At 39.0% G+C, this 17,846-nt stretch carries 21 protein-coding genes and 2 pseudogenes; 12 read left to right on the top strand and 11 right to left on the bottom strand.

Translation table 11 applies throughout. The annotated features are described in order from the left end of the window. Nucleotides 1-94: 94 nt before the first annotated feature. Nucleotides 95-1,879, bottom strand: a complete 1,785-nt coding sequence (locus tag JMX07_RS12820; RefSeq protein WP_201608309.1) for a MobA/MobL family protein — start codon at nt 1,877-1,879, stop codon at nt 95-97. Between the two features lie 262 nt (nt 1,880-2,141). Between JMX07_RS12820 and JMX07_RS12815 the strand changes: the two genes are divergently transcribed. The 7 genes from JMX07_RS12815 (at nt 2,142) to JMX07_RS12785 (ending at nt 6,143) form a co-directional block, all read left to right on the top strand. Continuing rightward, nucleotides 2,142-2,483 carry a hypothetical protein gene (locus JMX07_RS12815; protein WP_025652650.1) on the top strand — a complete coding sequence of 114 codons (342 nt, stop codon included), beginning with the start codon at nt 2,142-2,144 and terminating at the stop codon, nt 2,481-2,483. A 198-nt stretch (nt 2,484-2,681) separates the two neighbouring features. Then, nucleotides 2,682-2,852 carry a hypothetical protein gene (locus JMX07_RS12810; RefSeq protein WP_156410067.1) on the top strand — a complete coding sequence of 57 codons (171 nt, stop codon included), beginning with the start codon at nt 2,682-2,684 and terminating at the stop codon, nt 2,850-2,852. A 326-nt stretch (nt 2,853-3,178) separates the two neighbouring features. After that, complete coding sequence (locus tag JMX07_RS12805) at nt 3,179-4,135, top strand: replication initiation protein (protein WP_058368520.1); 957 nt, start codon at nt 3,179-3,181, stop codon at nt 4,133-4,135. 83 nt (nt 4,136-4,218) lie between these two features. Next, the gene (locus tag JMX07_RS12800; protein WP_058368521.1) at nt 4,219-4,446 is read left to right on the top strand and encodes a type II toxin-antitoxin system RelB/DinJ family antitoxin; all 228 of its coding nucleotides are present in this window, start codon (nt 4,219-4,221) and stop codon (nt 4,444-4,446) included. After that, nucleotides 4,443-4,688, top strand: coding sequence for a BrnT family toxin (locus tag JMX07_RS12795; RefSeq protein WP_082637987.1), 246 nt, complete (start codon nt 4,443-4,445; stop codon nt 4,686-4,688). Before JMX07_RS12800 ends, JMX07_RS12795 begins: the two co-directional genes overlap by 4 nt. A 29-nt stretch (nt 4,689-4,717) precedes the next feature. Next, on the top strand, nt 4,718-4,882 hold the full coding sequence (locus JMX07_RS12790; protein ID WP_156410068.1) for a hypothetical protein: 165 nt from the start codon (nt 4,718-4,720) through the stop codon (nt 4,880-4,882). 259 nt (nt 4,883-5,141) lie between these two features. Further along, the gene (locus JMX07_RS12785; RefSeq protein WP_173240331.1) at nt 5,142-6,143 is read left to right on the top strand and encodes a DNA-binding protein; all 1,002 of its coding nucleotides are present in this window, start codon (nt 5,142-5,144) and stop codon (nt 6,141-6,143) included. Between the two features lie 1,094 nt (nt 6,144-7,237). Here JMX07_RS12785 and JMX07_RS12780 read toward each other — a convergent pair. Beyond that, nucleotides 7,238-7,492, bottom strand: coding sequence for a Txe/YoeB family addiction module toxin (locus tag JMX07_RS12780; RefSeq protein WP_087813577.1), 255 nt, complete (start codon nt 7,490-7,492; stop codon nt 7,238-7,240). Then, the gene (locus JMX07_RS12775; protein WP_087813576.1) at nt 7,489-7,779 is read right to left on the bottom strand and encodes a type II toxin-antitoxin system Phd/YefM family antitoxin; all 291 of its coding nucleotides are present in this window, start codon (nt 7,777-7,779) and stop codon (nt 7,489-7,491) included. Before JMX07_RS12775 ends, JMX07_RS12780 begins: the two co-directional genes overlap by 4 nt. 573 nt (nt 7,780-8,352) lie before the next feature. Here JMX07_RS12775 and JMX07_RS12770 point away from each other — a divergent pair. Both JMX07_RS12770 and JMX07_RS12765 read left to right on the top strand, forming a co-directional pair. Continuing rightward, nucleotides 8,353-8,877: a hypothetical protein gene (locus JMX07_RS12770; protein ID WP_201608307.1), complete on the top strand. Its 525-nt coding sequence runs from the start codon at nt 8,353-8,355 to the stop codon at nt 8,875-8,877. Between the two features lie 77 nt (nt 8,878-8,954). Next, nucleotides 8,955-9,353 carry a hypothetical protein gene (locus JMX07_RS12765; protein WP_201608304.1) on the top strand — a complete coding sequence of 133 codons (399 nt, stop codon included), beginning with the start codon at nt 8,955-8,957 and terminating at the stop codon, nt 9,351-9,353. Here JMX07_RS12765 and JMX07_RS12760 read toward each other — a convergent pair. Further along, nucleotides 9,318-10,412: an IS4 family transposase gene (locus JMX07_RS12760; RefSeq protein ID WP_071001282.1), complete on the bottom strand. Its 1,095-nt coding sequence runs from the start codon at nt 10,410-10,412 to the stop codon at nt 9,318-9,320. The genes JMX07_RS12765 and JMX07_RS12760 overlap by 36 nt on opposite strands. 192 nt (nt 10,413-10,604) lie before the next feature. Beyond that, nucleotides 10,605-10,700, bottom strand: coding sequence for a DUF4113 domain-containing protein (locus JMX07_RS13720; protein WP_145990099.1), 96 nt, complete (start codon nt 10,698-10,700; stop codon nt 10,605-10,607). Between the two features lie 28 nt (nt 10,701-10,728). Here JMX07_RS13720 and JMX07_RS12755 point away from each other — a divergent pair. After that, nucleotides 10,729-10,893 (top strand): annotated as a pseudogene (locus JMX07_RS12755) (protein deglycase HchA); the annotation flags it as partial. A gap of 124 nt (nt 10,894-11,017) precedes the next feature. On the opposite strand, the gene JMX07_RS12750 reads toward JMX07_RS12755, so the two are convergent. The 3 genes and pseudogenes from JMX07_RS12750 to JMX07_RS12745 all read right to left on the bottom strand — a co-directional run bounded on the left by JMX07_RS12750 (nt 11,018) and on the right by JMX07_RS12745 (nt 12,945). Beyond that, nucleotides 11,018-11,779, bottom strand: coding sequence for a substrate-binding domain-containing protein (locus JMX07_RS12750; protein WP_058368377.1), 762 nt, complete (start codon nt 11,777-11,779; stop codon nt 11,018-11,020). A gap of 357 nt (nt 11,780-12,136) precedes the next feature. Next, nucleotides 12,137-12,255: pseudogene (locus JMX07_RS13635) on the bottom strand (acyl-CoA dehydrogenase); the annotation flags it as partial. A 99-nt stretch (nt 12,256-12,354) separates the two neighbouring features. Next, nucleotides 12,355-12,945 (bottom strand): recombinase family protein, encoded by a 591-nt coding sequence (locus JMX07_RS12745; RefSeq protein WP_058368781.1) that lies wholly within the window; start codon nt 12,943-12,945, stop codon nt 12,355-12,357. A gap of 507 nt (nt 12,946-13,452) precedes the next feature. Between JMX07_RS12745 and JMX07_RS12740 the strand changes: the two genes are divergently transcribed. Then, the gene (locus JMX07_RS12740) at nt 13,453-14,052 is read left to right on the top strand and encodes a hypothetical protein (RefSeq protein ID WP_201608302.1); all 600 of its coding nucleotides are present in this window, start codon (nt 13,453-13,455) and stop codon (nt 14,050-14,052) included. Between the two features lie 221 nt (nt 14,053-14,273). Here the strand turns inward: JMX07_RS12740 and JMX07_RS12735 are convergent, their stop codons facing one another. Then, on the bottom strand, nt 14,274-15,551 hold the full coding sequence (locus tag JMX07_RS12735; RefSeq protein ID WP_201608300.1) for an AIPR family protein: 1,278 nt from the start codon (nt 15,549-15,551) through the stop codon (nt 14,274-14,276). Between the two features lie 105 nt (nt 15,552-15,656). Between JMX07_RS12735 and JMX07_RS13760 the strand changes: the two genes are divergently transcribed. Further along, entirely contained in the window at nt 15,657-15,905 is a 249-nt protein-coding gene (locus tag JMX07_RS13760; protein WP_413786690.1) for a helix-turn-helix domain-containing protein, read from the top strand. A 279-nt stretch (nt 15,906-16,184) separates the two neighbouring features. Here JMX07_RS13760 and JMX07_RS12725 read toward each other — a convergent pair whose 3' ends face one another. Both JMX07_RS12725 and JMX07_RS12720 read right to left on the bottom strand, forming a co-directional pair. After that, complete coding sequence (locus tag JMX07_RS12725) at nt 16,185-16,943, bottom strand: PAP2 family lipid A phosphatase (RefSeq protein WP_037058916.1); 759 nt, start codon at nt 16,941-16,943, stop codon at nt 16,185-16,187. A 48-nt stretch (nt 16,944-16,991) separates the two neighbouring features. Continuing rightward, nucleotides 16,992-17,462, bottom strand: a complete 471-nt coding sequence (locus JMX07_RS12720; RefSeq protein WP_025645042.1) for a diacylglycerol kinase — start codon at nt 17,460-17,462, stop codon at nt 16,992-16,994. Nucleotides 17,463-17,846 lie beyond the last annotated feature (384 nt).

The following is a 17,846-nucleotide window of genomic DNA, read 5'->3' as shown; positions in this document are numbered from 1 at the left end:
GTGACTAAGCTAATCGCTTCTAATTTAAATTCTCGGGTATATTGGTTGCGTTTGTTGGTCATACTATTTTCCTTCTTTGGGTTAGTATAGCCTCTTAGCAGTTGTCCAATTTAATTATGCCACTACATAACGTACTGAGCGCCTCACGTTCTTTTTCAAGGTACTTAAAGCGCTCAACGTCCAGATCTGCAAATGCAGCAAACTTATGATAAGTATCCATGTTATTGGTGATATCTATCTCTTGTAGATCCGCAAACGCTTGATCCCACTGTAAGGATAAGTCGGATTTTTCAATATCAATCTCATCAAGAGCTTTAAAGCCAGTCGCCAGTTTATTCAGCTTTGCGGCAAAGGGTTTTAGCGTGGCCTTCAACCCTTTGTAGTCAGCAATGACTTCATTATTAAGCGGGATCAGCTTTTCTAGCATCGCTTTATTATTCAGCACTATTTTATCAATCTGTGACAGTTGCTTCTCAAGACTTGTAACGGCGCGGCCTGTTTGTAGGGTATCATCTTGTCTAAACTCCTCAACCAACACTAAAGCCGTCTTTAGTGCCTCACTTTGCTCTTTTGTGCTTATCTGCCTGGCAAGCTCAATCATTTTTTGGCGGGACGTGCTGTAATCCTGTCCCACCTCCTCGGTGAACCGCTGGGTACTCTTAATGTTTTTATCAATAGTAATAATCTGTTTAGACTGGTGCGCTAACTCTTCATGCAGCGCATCAATGGTTGAAAATAAGGCGCTGCGTACCATCTTTTTTTGACTCACAAAGTCGGCTGAGATTGCTAAAAGCTCATCAAGTGCGTGATCATTGGCCGCATCACTATGCGTCTGACTGTTACTTTTAGGGATAGCGGGTTCAAGTTCAACGGCAGGATCTACAAATCGGATATTACTGAGCTCAATTCGCGCAAAGGGTTTACGCTTTTTATAATGTATTGTGACGCCGTTAACCTCTTGTTCATTGCTTTCTAGGTCAATACGTCCCTTGTCGTCGTACTCAATTACTAAACCATTTTTTTCAATGTAAGCATTGATCTCATCAATCGTCTCGTTGTACTCGTGAATCACTGAACGATTGCCTTTGAGAATATCCTTATATAGTGATTTACCCAGTTTCATTTTTGGTAAACGATTGATGCCCAGCTCACGGTAGGATTTCTCACTAATGGTTTTATTCTTAGGCAGTAGCTCATTGGCCATATCCGCCCAAAGGGTGCGTTGATATTTAAGCTCATCGCCGCGTCCGTTTAACCCCTTAGATAACCGCTCCTCCGTTGACCACTGCAACCAATTCTTGCGTGCTGATAAAGCATAACCCTCAACATCCGCTACTATCTCACGGCTTGAGAGTAAAATATGGGCATGAAAGTTACGACTGGTCAGCTCAACCACTTCAACCTCCCCCACATGTTTCTCGTGACTGTGGGGCCGATGAATGGCCACATCGACAAGCACGTTATAGCGATCAGATAAGGTTTGAGCGTAGCGCTCGACCAGAACTATACGCTGATCCGCGGTGATCCCATCAGGAAACATCACATCAATCTCAGTACCCAATTGCGCGTTTTTACGAGTCTCAATACGTTCAATATCATTCCAGAAACCCTCACGTGTCACTGCTAGATCCCCAGCAATAGTTGGCGTTAACAACGCCGTATGCACCACATTTTTCTCAACAACTTGCGTGTATTTAGTACCATCACTGTCCACTAAATTTAAGATTTTGTCTTTAGCTTTACTGGTGTAATCGTGGACGACTCCTGACTGTTCATCAACCAGTTTTGAGCCAGAATTATAAGCCGACTTTGCCACCACGCTATGATTTTTCGCCTTACTAACAGCGCTAACCGATAGATGAAATCCTTTATTATTCATAGCAAAAAAACCCAATATTGAGAGATGATTTTTTGGGGGTTGTAGGGGGTTCGCCCCCTGCCGAACGACGGAGTTTATGTAAAAAAACAGTACCCCTTGTGGGTCTTTTTTACATAAACTCCTAAGTTCGCTCTTAACAGAGGGTTAAAATACTACTGCGCCCACGAAAAGATGTGGTCTTGTGTATTTTACTACCTTGCATACCTATGTATGTACTGCTAGGATCAACTCTATCATAGTTGGCTAAAAAAAGGATGAGGTAATGTCAGTAATATCAGATGATTTATTCGCAAATAAGATTAAGCAATTACAGGCTCTTAAAAAAGAGATTGATCAGGACAGGCTTGAAGCACATAAAATATTGGGGGAGTGGTTGGCCAACGCATTAGACGATGATGATAATCATGAACTGCAAGCTATTTTTTTAGACGCACACGATAATGAAAAATATGCTCGTTTGAAAAAGCACCGTGAATTTTTGAAAGCAATTGCCAATAAAATACAAAGTAAAGCTGAGGTGGTACCAAGCAGCTTTACACCACCTAAAAACAGTCAGGACAGTGACCACGGTTCATTGCTTGATATTTATTCATCATCACAGTAGCTACTCGAAATCGCCTAATTGAAGGTACAGCTGGATCGTCTACTAATTAGCGAAAGGTTAGGAGACGGTTATCGGCTGTTTTAAGCGTTTTAGAATAGCTTTAGCTACCATCGTATCGGACAGAGCGTAAAACGTATATAAGAGTGGTTTCTAGGCTTTTTAGCAACGGTTTGATAAGTGTTTACAGATGTGTCGATAATGGCTACTGAAAATGAAGACAAACTATCTACAAAAAATGAGACTGATATTGAGAATGTGAAAACAGGGTTGTCCAGAATGACAGACGAAGATATTCAAAATATCTTTGACCATGCTTTTGAAGATTTTCAAAGATCCAAGCTTGATCCGAACTATGTGAACGAGGATTAACATCAAGTAAATGGACAATTGCATTCTGAGCTACTGATAAGTTTTATAAGTGATTGGTCGCTCATATTATCATCTCAAATCCGTCAGTTCTTGAGCTTTTTTCCTATTATTTAATATAAAAACATATTTTTTACTTTTAAAGACTTTTAAAGACTTTTAGGACGCTCTCAGACCTTACCAATTAAGGGCTTCAAGATCTATAAAGCTACAATCAGCTAGGTTAATGCTACAATCAGCTAGGTTAATGCTACAATCAGCTAGGTTAAAAGCTACAATCAGCAGGTATTATGCTACAATTAGATAGATTTGAGCATTAAGGCGTAGATATGACTAACCAAGTTGGTTTATATGAGAAGAAATACCCTGCAAATTGGGTTGTTATGCAAAATCGTATTCTACAAGCGTTTTATGAAATGACACTTGATGAAAAACGGTTGCTGTTGCTTGCTAGTTCAGTAGTGCGTTTGATAGATGCCACTGAAAAAGACACTATAGAGATAACCGCGAAAGCATTTGCAGAGGCTTGCAACATTCAAGTGGATTCTGCTTATACTCAATTAAAAGATGCTAGTGAAACGATGATGAGGCGATTTTTTAGCTATAGAAATGAACGCGGTAGCCGTGTCAATGTACAGTGGGTCATCAGATCAATATATGAAGATGGCTATGTGTCTCTATGTTTTACAGATGAAGTGCTACTGATGTTGAAGGTTTTTGATGAAAATAATCCATTCACTAAATATAAAAAAGAAGATGTACTTAAACTGAAGGGTGAATATTCAATAGATATATACCATCTGGCCAAAAAACATGAGGCAATGAGCTCGTGGACAATGTCACTTGAAGAAATTAGAGAGGAGCTAGCTCTTTCTAAATCTTACGAACGTATTAACAACCTAAAAAGTCGAGTCATCAACCCAAGCGTTGAAGAAATAACAGAAAAGTCAGATATTAAAATCACCTATGAAAACGTTAAACGTGGTCGTACCGTCACAGGACTAAAATTTAATGTCAAAGCTAAGCCCACCAAGAAAAAAAGTCTGGAGGACTTAAATCAGAATAATGAGAATAGAGATATACCATCCTTAACCGTCAAACAGATCGACCGTTTTGCGCCTCTATTGGCTAACTATGCCCCATTTGGTAGCTATGCGCCTTCAGGAAAAAGTACCCAAGAAGTGATCAGCTGGTTACACACTCAATTAAGAGATGAAGCTTTTTTAAAGACCCATAAAAAGCATTTGCTGGCGGTAGGTTATACGTTCCCTAAGCAAAAATCATAGCAAAGAAAAAAGAGTGATTAATCTGGTACTGTCTATACAAATGGTTTATATTATATGTACACAGATAAGCCATTTGTAATGCCATGACGACAACTAATTATAATATCAGGCTCGATCAAGAGCTAAAAGAAAATGCTTTTGCCGTGTTTGAAAGCTATGGTCTAACGCCGTCTCAAGCGATTAAATTGTTCTTGACCCAAGTGGCGCAAACCAATCAAGTACCGCTATCTTTTGAATACCAGAAAGTATCAGCTGTCAGTCAAGATGAATTGCTAATCTATAAAGAGCATACTGACAGAGAGAACAGATAAGCATTAGATTTGAATGGGATGAACAAAAAAACACCAATCAGCGTAAGCACCGTTTATTATTTGAGGCAGCCGCCCGAGTTTTTCTAGACCTTTTATGCCTGCGTCAGCAAGACAGGTATGAAAATGATGAAAAGCAGTGGCAAGCGCTGGGTACAGTAGACGGTACCGCCGTCCTATTGGTAGCCCATACGCAAACAGAAATAGATAATGGTGAGGTTATACGCATTATCTATCTCAGCTAGACGTGTCAAAAAAATTAAAGGGAGCCAGTGTGAACAAAGTTAGCTATCAAATAGACGAGCTACCACCACTAACGGCCAAGCAACAAGTAGATTTAGAGCATTTAGCAACGCTTAATGATGACGACATTGATCTATCAGACATTCCAGAAGTCACCGACTGGTCAGGTGTTAGCCGTGGCAGTATTAAACCATAAGCGTTCTTTACTGAGGCCAGTATTATTGCCAAATTTAAGGATAAAACCAAGCAAACAGGCGCTAATCATTAATAAATGATAGTAATGCGCTAGAAGAGTACTTAACTGATCGTTAGCCCTAATCTAATGATTGTGACCTCAAGATTACTTGAGGTTTTTTTAAGCCTTATATTGTAGTAAATTGTATATTGTATTATACTATATACAACATACTACAAACGCTACATATTTACTCATACAAAATTAAGGACAATAATTTATGGCCATTACTACACAGCAAATTCATGCTATTGCTGATCAACTGCACGAACAAGGTATCAAACCTACTTTAGCCGAAGTGCGTAAGGCGCTGGGTGGTGGATCATTCACGACCATCAGTGAAGCCATGAAGTTTTGGCGTCAGGATAACCAACAAGAAGAGCAGCTAAGACAGGTTGAGCTACCAAGTAGCATTGCTGAACGCTTACAAACGCTTGGTGCAGATATGTGGCAGACGGCCATTGATATTGCCAATGATCGTCTGGTTAAAGAACGGGAGGCTCTAGATGGTATTAAGGCCAAGGCACAAGCTGAGACAGATGAGGCTCAAGAAGCGGTTAAGACCCTAGAGAGTGAGCAGGCTGATTTGTTAGAACAGCTCGATGAGGTCACAGCAACTGCAGAGGCAACGGCTATCACCGCGGCTCAAGTGACTGCTGAACGGGATGTGCTGACACAGACACTCAGCGATACTCAGCACCAGCTAGAACTTGAACGAGCTAAAACAGTGGCAGCTCAGGCCCAACTTGGTGACCTGCGTAGCAGTTTTGATCAGCAATCAAAAGAGCTGAGTGCCAACATATCGAAGGTGGCCACGCTTGAAGCCACTGCTAATAGCGATAAAGCAGAGATCGCGCGTCTGCAAACAGAACTGACAGCAACTAAGGATGAGCTAAAGACAGTCGTTATTGAGCGCAACGAGATAACGAATCTTACAGCAGAAGTGAAAGGAGAGTTAAAGGCCATAATCGCTGAACGTGATAAGTTATCAGGGATTAATGAGCAGCTTACTCAAAATCAAGCTAAGATTGAAGCAGATCATCAGCTACTGATTAAGCAACACGACACGTTAAATCATGAGAGAACTTTGCTTAGTACTGAGCACACTGCATTGAGTGAGCAGTATGATGAGCTTTCAATTAACTATCAATCAGAACAGGAAAAGAGTAGCTCATTGACTGCAGAGATTGAAAAGATGCGAGAGACAATTAACAATAAATAAGTCAATCCCGTTCTATTCACACTAAGCTTATGAATCAACCATGACAATATCGACTCACTGAATAAGTGATTGTTGTATATTAACTATTCTAAATTTTTCTCTGGACTCTTATAGTATATAGCCTAGTGGGCTATATACTACTTAAGTTAGCCTAAGTGAATTTATGCTGATTTTGGAGCCTTGAGCAGATTTCAAGGAACACTCACCCTAAAGCAGTTATGAGTATAATAAAAACACTCACAAACGCTTTAGTGCATTCCTTGGATTTGATGTGATTAGTCATGCCGACTTCATCGCCCATCGCGTCATCAAGACCGTATCACTGTATCAAGCTACGGTTGTTAAGATTACGGCTGATAGCACCGCCTAGACACGCTCTTAACCGCTACTGTGCTGTCATACGCTAGCAAGGGCCTAAACCCAATATACCGCTACGATATGCACGAGTAACCACTCATTGCGTTGCTCAATATGTCTAGAACCCCCTGTCGAGAGCTTTACCCTTCTGTCAAACGCAGTCGTCGCCGAGGCCTGCCACCCATTTGACGGGTAACAATTACAGAGAGAGCAGCACAAGGAGGTAACGAGCGAACAAGCAGTTTTTAAAATGTATAGTGAATAAGGTTGATATGAAAGCATATTTTGGATAAAATGCACCTACACGGGCATTTAATGCTGTTCAAATAACGCAGTTCAGGTGCTTATTTGTTCGTTACAGTGTGCGTCAACACGCTGTAACCGTTAGCTATATTTAAAACTAAATGCCTCTGGGAGTCAACTCCCAGAGGCATTTTTTTGTTTGTCATATAGATTAGGTTTTTAATATCTAGGGCATTTTTAAATTACTTAGGCTAAAGCAGAAAATAAACATAGAAGCCGTAGACCCGTTACTAAGAAGCGTCAAATCATCGCAAGTCTCTTAAAGGTTGACCATAGCTATTCTGAAATACAAATCGTGGCTAAGTACTCGCGTCAGTTGATTGCTGAGATGTCTCAAGAATTAAAGAACGTTTCTGGACATTAACTAACTACCTATTACTATGAAAAAGTGCCTAATTATAAATCAGGCACTTTTTGAGCTGTTATACCTTTGCTTAGTAATGATAACGGCACTGGACGATAATGATCGCATCATCTTGAATTTCATAAACCAGCCGATGCTCTTGATCAATTCGACGAGACCAGTAGCCTGCAAGGTCATGTTTGAGTGGTTCAGGTTTGCCAATACCCTTAAATGGGTCACGTTTGATGGCTTTAATCAGCTTACCGATCTGTTTGACTTTCTCTTTACTGGTTCTTTGCCAGTACTCATAGTCCTCCCACGCGTCTTCCGTCCAAGATAGTATCAAGCGTCTACCTCATCATCAAAAGTGAGTGGCATATCTTTGGCATCAATCTCACGTTCAATCAAGCGACCAGCTTTAGCATCAGCAATAGAGCGTCTGAGACGCTTGGCATTGGTAGGGCTGCTTAAAAGATGTAGTGTTTCCTCATACGAGTTAAACTCTTCTAAACTCATTAATACCGTCGGTTTAGCATTTTGTCTTGTAATTAATATCGGGCCTTTATCAGTGTCTACCTTATCGATATACTTTGCTAAGCTCTTTCTAAAATCAGTGTAGTTCACAACGTCCATAATAATTACTCCACGTTTAATTATGTTGGTTATATGACCTATCATTATAGGTTGAATGTTATACTAGTATATACTATATCTGTACTTATATATGTACATATATTAGTAAGAAGCAAAGGGATAATTTGATATGTCTTCATGTATCTTTTTAAAACGTACATATGAAAGCTGACATATTGATCTTAGTTTAAATTTCTTGGCACGTTTGCCGCCTTATATTGTCGAAAGAAACAAATTTTACTCATATACTCATATACTCATATACTCATATACTCATATACTCATATACTCATACCATTTTGCAGAAAAGCAATTATGAATGCAATATAATGGTTATTATCAAGCCTTACTGCATTAAATCGATTTTTATATGGCGTTGTGATGCCTTTAAATAAAGATCAAAGGGCGTAGTTTTATTTTTTTATTGTCGTATTCTCTCAGGATGTTGAGTCTCCGACAATCTCAGGGCGGTTCACTATCGACACGAACTTAAATGTATCAGCTGATGGTAGACATGCCAATGTGACACTCAGTGAGTTTGAATTAACGCCTTCTATAGCTACTGAATATAAGATGTGTCTAACCGTACCTGAACAGGCAGTTTCTGGCGATATTTATGTCACTGTTGATAAAGATCAAACAGGACTAAAAAAGAGCAATACAGCTTATCTTGAAGTTCTTAAAAATGATGTTTACATTCGCTTTGGTGATAATGGTTCGGCAAACGATGATACCTTTGCCCTCTATGTGAACGGCGCATTGATTCATGCCATGAATGCTCCCGCTCGCCAAGTAGGTCCTTTTAGAATTGGCAACATGAAACGTGGTACAGCCAATTATATTAGACTACAAGGTATCTCTGCTCCAGATGCGATAGGTACTTACTATATTGATATTTATGGTGATGCAGTTGTGCCCCAAAATTTAACAGGGGATAGTAAGTCTGGAAGTGATTTGAATGCAGGCACAAGTAAATCGTGGACGCTATTTATTCCAAATATCTCTACTAATAATGTAGCTAGTCATACTATGATGAGCCTAAGCCGCTCAACTTCTATAGAGCGTTCTGATGAAGTGCCAATCATTTGGCAGGAGTAGTAGTTAATTTAGCTTACTCTTTTTAGAGCATCTCAGCGAGTTGAGATGCTTTTTTATTAATTTAGGTATTGTATTGAATGAACTTGTTTTGGATACCATTTTTCTTGACATTAACAGTATGTATATCAACTTTTCTTTTTAAGAAAGTCAAGGGTCACAACATACATTGGAATGAAAACACTGACGATAAAATTACTGTGATAGTTGTTGGCATAATTTTTTTCTGGGCAGGACTGTTTATTTTTTTAGATCCAAATAATTTACAGGGTACTGCCAGTGGTGTAGGAAATTTATATACATCAGGGCGACAGATGGGCATTATCTTAATGGGAATGTCTGTAGGTGCTACATATAAAACACTCTATACCATTACTCACGAACAAAAGCAAAAAGAAGGTCTTATTTTTGAAAAACTTGTTTCTCTGCACACGACAAAAAAATCATCCCCACCCGATTTTCATAGGTTTAGGGGTTAAAAAGCTAACTAACTGTCGAAATACAGTCTTATCATTGTTAAAGAACACCAAGTGAAGGCCCTCAATCAACACATCCAGGCCAAGCGCAAACAAACTGGCTTGAGGTCGAGCGTTTGACTTTAACTTGCGCTTTAACGGCTTATCTTTGTCTTTATAAATACCGACATGATAAGCCCAACAAAATGCTAAGGCGTTCACTGCGACTAATTTACTGACCCGATCAAGATGGGTTAAGTGGGTATCTTCAAGATTAAAGCCACGGCCCTTTAGACAAGCAAATAAAGTCTCAATCTCCCAACGCTTAGCATAGCTTGTCATCGCATCCACTGTTTCTAGTTGATTGGTGGCCACAATCACTAAACCATAGTCTTTATCACGCTTGGCAAATACTCGAACCAAACAACCATCGACAGTCAGTATTCGCCCATGTCGATATGTTTCTTGATGGCTAACATGGCGCAATAACTCTTTAATCTGTACCAACTTGCCATGATGATTCTTAACTTTACTGTTCTTCTTAATCCGTATGGCAAAGGGTATGTGATTATTGGTGAGCCAGTTAAACCATTTTTCGCCAACAAACTCTCTGTCCGCTACTATCATCTCAAGGTTATCTTTGCCAAATTGTTTGATAAACCGCTCAATAAGTTCACAGCGTTCAAGATGGTTTGTATTACCTCGCTTATCTAGCATTTGCCAGTATAAGGGGATGGCTATCCCTTTATATACCACCCCTAACATAAAGATGTTGAGGTTACTTTTACCCCATTTCCAGTTGGTGCGGTCAATGGTTAAGGTGACTTCGCCTAGCCCAAATAGTCGATATATCATTAAAGCCAGTTGATCGTAGTCTATCCTCGCTTCGGCAAAAAATCGCTGTAGTCTGCGATAGTGACTGTCGGTCTTGCCACCCTTAGGAAGGTGTCTTGCTGTTTTTTTAAGATTACTGCTTTGAGCAGTAATCAGGGCTATTATCATTAGGCTCAAACAATTGATTCTTGCCTTGTTCATGCTCAGGTTTTGGGTTAAAGTCTCACTAAGTCTGTTAAAGTTTGGCATGGTCTATTCGTCTTAAAAATTACTATTATGCCTTTGCTTTAACAGACTTTTTTGTTTTTTTGTCGTGTGCAGAGATAAATTTCTTATTTCTTGGATTGTGTTGCTAACTTTATGAATTTACTGATGTTGAACTGGGCGGTGCTACACCCGAAGTAACCCATCCCAACTAAAATAATTCTGCGTCAAACGATCTCAGCTCATACTCCAAGCACGATTTGGCAAATAACAACCACTCAATGCAATTTTAGATTTGCCGTATTTGGCTTGGATCGCTTCAAAGGCTTGCATGAGATTTTCGTTTTTTTCATGTTGACTATGGTTGCTGGCAGATCGCTTAGAAAAGTTGGGTGTGGAAGTGGTTAATAAAGAGATGTCGAGACAGTGTATTCAAGACCGTAAGTTAATTACAGGAGATAGTCCTTTGGCATCGAATACCTTGGGTAAAATGGCAGCACAAACGCTTTTGGCCGAGGTTCAGTAGTTATATTTTCTTCAATCAAGAGCGCCGTGGCGCTCTTTTTTATGTCCAATTTGCTTGTTAAAAGTTCGATTTTTTAAGCTTGGAAACTGATCTTGAATGTGGATCAAAGATTAAAATTAAGCACTCATTTGTTCCAACCAAACTGTTTAAAAATCGCATGGCCTTGTGCAGAGCTTAAAAACGTAATAAAACTTTTTGCTTCAGGATTTTTTAGACTGTGTTGAGTTAGTGCAACACCTGCATCACGGTAAATCACCAGTTCAGGTTCGATCGGGATAATTTGCCCAATGTCTGGATTACTGACTCCCCAAATATTAAACACCAACCATGCATCATAGCTGCTGTCAGTTTCCCATGCTTTTTTCGCTGTGCCTGTATTGGGTGCATACATGGCGATATTTTTACGGAAGGATTTTGTGAGCTGAATGTTGCCCGTTCTACCTGCAATATCTTCCCACATGCCGACTTGGCCTGCGCCATGGGTGACCAAAACTTTAGTGTTTGGCCTGCTTAGATCTTTAAATCCTTGAATATGTTTGGGATTGCCTTTTCTGACTAAAATGGCAGCAGGGCGTAGGTAAATAGGCTCAATCGAGTCCTTTACGATTTTGTCGGCAAATAAGCTTTCGAAATCAGACATCATGGCTTCCGAACCACTATAGATGACGTCGGCATCAAGCTTGGCTTTGTCGCTCCATTGTGAAGTAGGGCCCGCGGTTACATGGACATCAATCCCTGTTTTATTTTTAAATTGTTTCGCTGCTTCGTGCATCGCTGGTGCTGGTCCACCTGGACCATAGACATTAATTGCCGCTATAGCATTCATTGATAAAAAGCCCAGCATGAGCGGAAAGATATAGTGGCTGAGCTTATAATTTTTTGACATTTTTATTCCCTTTATTGATATGTGAATGTTGATAATATTTGTTTTGCTGATGTATTTAAATATTTATATTATTTTTTTTGTTAAAGAGTTTTTTAAATATTAGCGCGATTTTCTTACTTAAATTTAAGTTGTAGAAAGACAGAGACATGACGGAATTTTTAATGCACTTACTCTAAAGAAACTATCAGTGAGCGTAGTGAACTCTTTTTAACTGTAGGGGACGCTTTTGCCAAAGTCTAAGGATGAGGCCAGAAAATTGGAGCGACAGCTAAGTTGCTGGGGGAAGTTGAATTGTAAGGTCGGACTAGGAATAAAAAGAGTGCATCGGCGCTCTTTTTATCGTTTTGACACTATTAATTAGTAGTCAAAGCTAAAGTGTTCAGCGGCCAATGACGTCATGGTTTTTGAAGGATTGACCATTCTTCAGCATGACCTTGAGTGCGCGGTAACATGCGTTCAAAGTAGAAGTCAGCCAGAAAATACCATTACGCACAAAGTTTAGTTAAGGCCAAAAAATAACGAATGTTTGCTAGGTGAACCGTACCGGGTTTGGAGACCCTCCGACATAGTGTCGTCTAGCCCTGCTTTAACACCCGATAAACCGTAGCTACCCCAACACCAACCGCCTTAGCGATCTCCTCTTTTGTCATATTGCCTTGACTGTCTAATTCTCTAATACGATTGTGTTTCGTTGTATTAGGCTTCTTACCGGAGGGCTTATAGCCACTGTTAGCCAATCCCTGCTTGATACGCTCTCTACGCTTGTCGTTATCAAGCTTTGCCATCGTTGCTAATAAGTCGATCAGCATATGGTTAATCACTGTTAGGATCTCACCTGTCATGCCTTTACTTACCGTATGCGTAGTTGGTAGATCAGCCACCACCAATCGCAAGCCCTTGTCTTTGATGCGCTGCTTTAGAATTGCAAAATCATCTTGAGATAGCCTGCTTAATCTGTCCACGCTTTCAACCAGCAGAATATCGCCTTGATCAGCGTCTTTTAATAGCTTAGCTAATACTGGCCTATCGAGCTTTGTACCACTGAAATGCTCAACGTACTCAACATGTTTAACGTTATAGCTTTGGCTAAAGGTAATCAAGTCAGACAAGGCTCTCTTAGCGTCTTGATCCTTAGTGCTGGCTCTCACATAAATACGAACGGTCATAACGCGACCTCTATTACTTAGACTTAATAATTAATGTTCATTGATAATAGCAAGATATTACTATCATTTAATTTTAGAAACAAGTCTAATGATAGCTAAGTTATCGTTTAGAAGTTTTATGTTTTAGGTATAGGCTAATGATAGGAAAAAAGCACAGCAGCCAGTCTTATAATTCAAAAGTCTGTTATAGATGGTTCCATGCTAACAGTCTGCTTTAAGTAGTCTGTTAATATGTTTGAAGGGTGAGATAGCTGGTTCCGCTAAGGTATAGTCGTACTATATCTATATTGAGCCGCTCCGAGTATATCGGAAGGTGATTTAGATGAAAATGAAACAGATTACGACTTCTCAAGATAGTGATCAGTTAGTCGATAGCCTTCTTACTTCTTAAATATGATATAAAATAGGTAAATAATCTTTTTAACTAAGAGAAATATTGTTTTGTATAAACATCTAATTGTAGTTGCTACCACACTTTTTCTGTTTGCATGCTCAAGCGACAATACAGTGGAAGATGATCTAAACAGTACTTCTACTGAGTCCAGCGTAGCAATACCCGCTGAGTCAATAATGGTAACTGAGCCGAAAACAACAGCTGAAGAAATTCTAAGTAAAAATCAAATACAGGAGTTAAAACAGAAGGCTCCTACATTAGCTTCCGCTATTGCTCTCTATAACAACAAAATGCCAGTAAACTCACTACCAAACGATGGTGATATTTCCGAGTTGCTGAGTTATTTGATCATTTGGGATGGAGTAGTTGGTATGACTTGGGATGGGCTGAATAGCATCCCTGAAACTAGCTATGAAATGATAAAGAAAGATATTTTTGCTGAAACGGGTAAACGCTTTTGTTTTACGGGAACAATACATGAGATTAAAGTTGATCGTACTGTAAACCCTCCAATAACCAATGCATTTATGTATGCTGCATATCGTGGCTATGTAAACGTAATAGCAGTACGGTCTTCTGGTGATATTTTGCCTAGCTCACAGGTAGATTTCTGTGGTGTAGTAACTGGAGATACTGCTGGATATGCAACGTTCGCAGGAGGAGACTCTGCTCCGTACCTACTTGGTATGTTTGACCTACCAGAGAATAAGTAATACCAAACATAGAAAAATAGGATTAGAGTGGTGTTAGAGTGTTAAACCTATCAGACTTGATAAACTTGGCATTGTGTCTCCAGGACCTTCAACTAGATAAGAGAGGATATTAACATCTAGGGCAAATATGGTTTGAAGGCAGGGGTACGTTAATCGTCTGAAAAAACGCCTCACGGTTCCGGAGGCGTTCGATTAAGAGTATCAAGGTTAATGTAGCGATATTACTGGAGGTTATTGCTCTTAGACTCTTCCATAAGCCTATTAATGAGATGTTTTTTGTATTCTAAATCTACCAAGTTATATAAATCTCGCCAATGTCCTGTATCTTTACCTAATGCGTTGGGGTTATTCCCCAATGTTCTTGAGCGCTCTACAGTGTTCTTTATCATCTGAGCGCCAAGATGGTCATAGTATTCAAATGGGTTGGCCTCAAACTTATACAATCCGTTTTCATCTTTAGCAACTAATGCTCTGAAGGAGGACAATATTGGCAAGACAAAGGAGCGCGGGCTTTTAAATTCAAGGTCTTTGTCTAAGACCTCTGTTTTAAAGGTTGCATGGCTACCCTCTTTCTTTGATTGAACGCCTTTCAATGCTCCATAACGTCCTTTCCCGTCCGACTCTCTATACTTTTCGTTAAGAGTAAGTTCTATATGATCGTATAAAGTGAGGATTTCAGGAATAATTTTCTTCATTTTATAAAACGGGTTAGATTTTTTTGAGTCTTCAGACTCTCCCATTTCATTATGATATTTGACGTACTGTTTGAGACAGTAGCTTTTTTGACTATAAGTAGATACAGGCTGACGTTCAGCATCAGAAAAATCATCGATGTTGAAGTTATATAAAATCGAAATAATATTCTCAACTGATATGCGTTTATTAGCTTCATTTTCTTTAAAAGCAATATGATCGTTCAGATCTATGCCTTGGACATCTTTTAAAGGCTCTTTTATTAGTTCGAATTTTTTTTCAAGCTCTGCAATAGAATTGTCTTTTACTTGGACAGAAGTATTTCTAGCTTTTGCCAAATCCTGAAAAAATTCTTCAGCTCCGATAATAATCTCAAGTCGAACATAGCGAGGATCAACAATATCACTTCTATTGTCTAAGATAATACGATATGTGTGACCACCATCAATGTTCCCATGAACATCAGTGTCTGTCATGTTGATAGTTATGGTTGAGTTTCTAGTGTTGAAAGCTACGCTCTCAGCAGAAACAACAATACCTCTATTCTTTATTTGGAAGTTACCCAAGTCTGTTTCTAAGCTCTCTTTTATACTCTTTGCTACTTGGGTAGTTAAGCTTTGCTCTCTTGGATTAGTTTCCATAGGGAAGTTGCTTGGAAGGTCCTGAATTTCTACATAACACTCATAGACTACAGGGTTCCTTGAACTTTCACTATATTCACCAAATGGGTTTGGTAAAGTTCTGAACGATTTAGCAGCAAACTCATACTTAGTAGGTTCTTGCTCATTTAAGGGGGTAGTATCCATAATTTTAATCCTCATTTTTCAATATTTAGCTTTCATATAAATCACCTTATGCACCAACTGAATGTCATTCTTTTCAATTGACAACATTGCCTATTCTATATTTTAATGAGAAATTGCAAACCGCATATATACGGTATTTATATGAAAATTGGAAAAACGTTAAGAATTTATAGAAATCGCAACAACTTTACGCAGTCTGAACTAGCGTATTCGGCTGAGATAAATGATAAGTACTATGGGCAGATAGAAAGAGATGAGTGCAGTCCAACTATTGAGAAGTTGGAGATGATATGCAATGTGCTAGGCATTCGTATGTCAGACTTTTTTAGAACTCATGAAAGTGATGATGACTAGATTCTTCATAAATTCGTACGCAGACCTCGAGAGTATCCCGCATTTTACGTAACTGACCAAAAAGAACACTGTCAAGTACACTGCGAACTATTTCAGGAAGTTAAAGTGTTGATACCCTTAATCTACAGCCAAAGGTTCAAGTCCTCACTAGGGAACCGAATCAGTGAAAGTACCTAATTGGTTCCTTATGGGTATACCCTAAATAGAACCATCTAATATTTTATGCATAGCTTAAGTATTATGACGTGTGATTATAGGTGTTAATAATAAATGTAGTTATCAACTTATCAAAGTATTAGACTCAATGTTTCTGCCTTCATAAATGGTTGCTTTTTTGAATAAGAAGCTGGCAAATGTACAAGTTGTTGTCAGTGACAGCAGCATTGATACCAGCGTATGGCTAAAAAAGTGATCGCCAAAACTCATTTTATACAGCCCCATCGTCCAGCCTAAAACAGTCACTACTGTAAATATCCTATAGCGATATTTGTGTAGACTAGGTAAAAAAGCCAGGCCATATAAAGAGAACCCTGCACTGGCATGGGCGGCTGGGAAGCATTTGGAATCGGTTTTAGCGGTTATGTTTTGCCAAATATTCAGATAAGGTAAGTCCCCACCAAACAGCGTTAAATGATTGGGGCAACTGACATGAGTGACACTCTTTAATAGGGCAACAGTAGAAGGTACGACGATAAGAATAATCAGTAGGTAGCTTATTTCACGTACTGAAAAGGGAACCATAAATTGATTGATACTTCTATTCTTGATGATAGAAACATTATTCGAAGGCTGTCTGTATTTAATAATTAACACAGTGATTAAGTAGAGGGCTAGCAAAATCAATAATGCTTTAGGAGCATCATAAAAGATGAAAGCATAAGGCTGTGCGCCCTTTTGTATAAGCCATTGCCCATTAGTATAAAAAAGCTCGCTGATGTGAATATCAAACTGGCTATGTTCAAAGATTAACGCTGTAATGATCGTTAAGCAAAGCAGCTTAAGCCACATCCAATCAGATGAGTTATTTTCCAATGCCATTGAAATACCTTTCAATATATTAATTTGCAAAACCTCAAGTGCTATTCGCTATAAGACGTTAAATAATGCCATCAGCCATAAAACAAACAATAGCAATAACGCCAAAAACTGGGCAGCAGAACCGACATCTTTAGCTATTTTAGCGAGCGGATGTTGTTCTGTAGAAGTATGGTCAACGCAGGCTTCGATACCTGTATTGAATAGCTCGACGATAAGCGATAGAAACGAAACTATTAACAGCAGCATTTTTATATAGATAGCAAAAGGCATAAATATTAAAACGATAAGTAGTAAAAAGTTAAGCCAAATAACTTGCCTAAAGGCCGCTTCATATTTATAAGCCGCTTTAAAACCATCTATCGAGTAGCCCGTCGCTTTTAAAATACGAGACAGCCCCTTTTTACCTTTAACTTCACTCGCAAAGCTATCAGCTACCAGTAGAGAGCCAGTTGTTTCTTTAAGTTTATAATCAAAATCTGCGGCTTCATTATCGAGAATAGTAGGTTTGCGAGTACTCATGTTGATTGCTTAATAGTCATTAAAGTTAGAGGGTATGGCAAGCTTTGGGAATAAAATAAAAAGTGCAATCACCGATATAATTCTTGTTGTAATGATCCCAGTGTAGGAGGGCACTGGTTAGCACTTAGGTATCATTATAAGATTGGTATCGTTAAGAAAGCGTTAAGATAAAACCCTGAAATTAAATTTATACCGTTGCTTAAGTAGGGCAATTGCGGGTTTTAGACTTTTGATATAGCGTCTTTACTAAGCTTAATGAGCCTTTCCCAAACTTTGTGTAACTGCTTATAATCCACTAACAGGAGAATAAGCAATGACTAACCAATCTGACATTAAAAAACTGGCCGAGCAAATGGCTGGTAGCATGAATAGCTTTGATGACAT

Origin of the sequence: Psychrobacter immobilis, assembly GCF_904846235.1 — a bacterium.
Taxonomy (GTDB): domain Bacteria; phylum Pseudomonadota; class Gammaproteobacteria; order Pseudomonadales; family Moraxellaceae; genus Psychrobacter; species Psychrobacter immobilis_C.
Note: the sequence above shows the minus strand (reverse complement) of the source record. Positions and strands in the feature narration are given on the sequence as shown.

What these genes read in the sequence shown, in the direction of transcription:
- JMX07_RS12770 (WP_201608307.1), top strand. Translation starts at nt 8,353, where the DNA reads ATGTGTCTAACCGTACCTGAACAGGCAGTTTCTGGCGATATTTATGTC.
- JMX07_RS12810 (WP_156410067.1), top strand. Translation starts at nt 2,682, where the DNA reads ATGGCTACTGAAAATGAAGACAAACTATCTACAAAAAATGAGACTGAT.
- JMX07_RS12765 (WP_201608304.1), top strand. Translation starts at nt 8,955, where the DNA reads ATGAACTTGTTTTGGATACCATTTTTCTTGACATTAACAGTATGTATA.
- JMX07_RS13720 (WP_145990099.1), bottom strand. Translation starts at nt 10,700, where the DNA reads ATGCAAGCCTTTGAAGCGATCCAAGCCAAATACGGCAAATCTAAAATT.
- JMX07_RS12775 (WP_087813576.1), bottom strand. Translation starts at nt 7,779, where the DNA reads ATGGACGTTGTGAACTACACTGATTTTAGAAAGAGCTTAGCAAAGTAT.
- JMX07_RS12760 (WP_071001282.1), bottom strand. Translation starts at nt 10,412, where the DNA reads ATGCCAAACTTTAACAGACTTAGTGAGACTTTAACCCAAAACCTGAGC.
- JMX07_RS12735 (WP_201608300.1), bottom strand. Translation starts at nt 15,551, where the DNA reads ATGGATACTACCCCCTTAAATGAGCAAGAACCTACTAAGTATGAGTTT.
- JMX07_RS12815 (WP_025652650.1), top strand. Translation starts at nt 2,142, where the DNA reads ATGTCAGTAATATCAGATGATTTATTCGCAAATAAGATTAAGCAATTA.
- JMX07_RS12745 (WP_058368781.1), bottom strand. Translation starts at nt 12,945, where the DNA reads ATGACCGTTCGTATTTATGTGAGAGCCAGCACTAAGGATCAAGACGCT.
- JMX07_RS13760 (WP_413786690.1), top strand. Translation starts at nt 15,657, where the DNA reads ATGAGAAATTGCAAACCGCATATATACGGTATTTATATGAAAATTGGA.
- JMX07_RS12785 (WP_173240331.1), top strand. Translation starts at nt 5,142, where the DNA reads ATGGCCATTACTACACAGCAAATTCATGCTATTGCTGATCAACTGCAC.
- JMX07_RS12800 (WP_058368521.1), top strand. Translation starts at nt 4,219, where the DNA reads ATGACGACAACTAATTATAATATCAGGCTCGATCAAGAGCTAAAAGAA.
- JMX07_RS12725 (WP_037058916.1), bottom strand. Translation starts at nt 16,943, where the DNA reads ATGGCATTGGAAAATAACTCATCTGATTGGATGTGGCTTAAGCTGCTT.
- JMX07_RS12820 (WP_201608309.1), bottom strand. Translation starts at nt 1,879, where the DNA reads ATGAATAATAAAGGATTTCATCTATCGGTTAGCGCTGTTAGTAAGGCG.
- JMX07_RS12750 (WP_058368377.1), bottom strand. Translation starts at nt 11,779, where the DNA reads ATGTCAAAAAATTATAAGCTCAGCCACTATATCTTTCCGCTCATGCTG.
- JMX07_RS12805 (WP_058368520.1), top strand. Translation starts at nt 3,179, where the DNA reads ATGACTAACCAAGTTGGTTTATATGAGAAGAAATACCCTGCAAATTGG.
- JMX07_RS12720 (WP_025645042.1), bottom strand. Translation starts at nt 17,462, where the DNA reads ATGAGTACTCGCAAACCTACTATTCTCGATAATGAAGCCGCAGATTTT.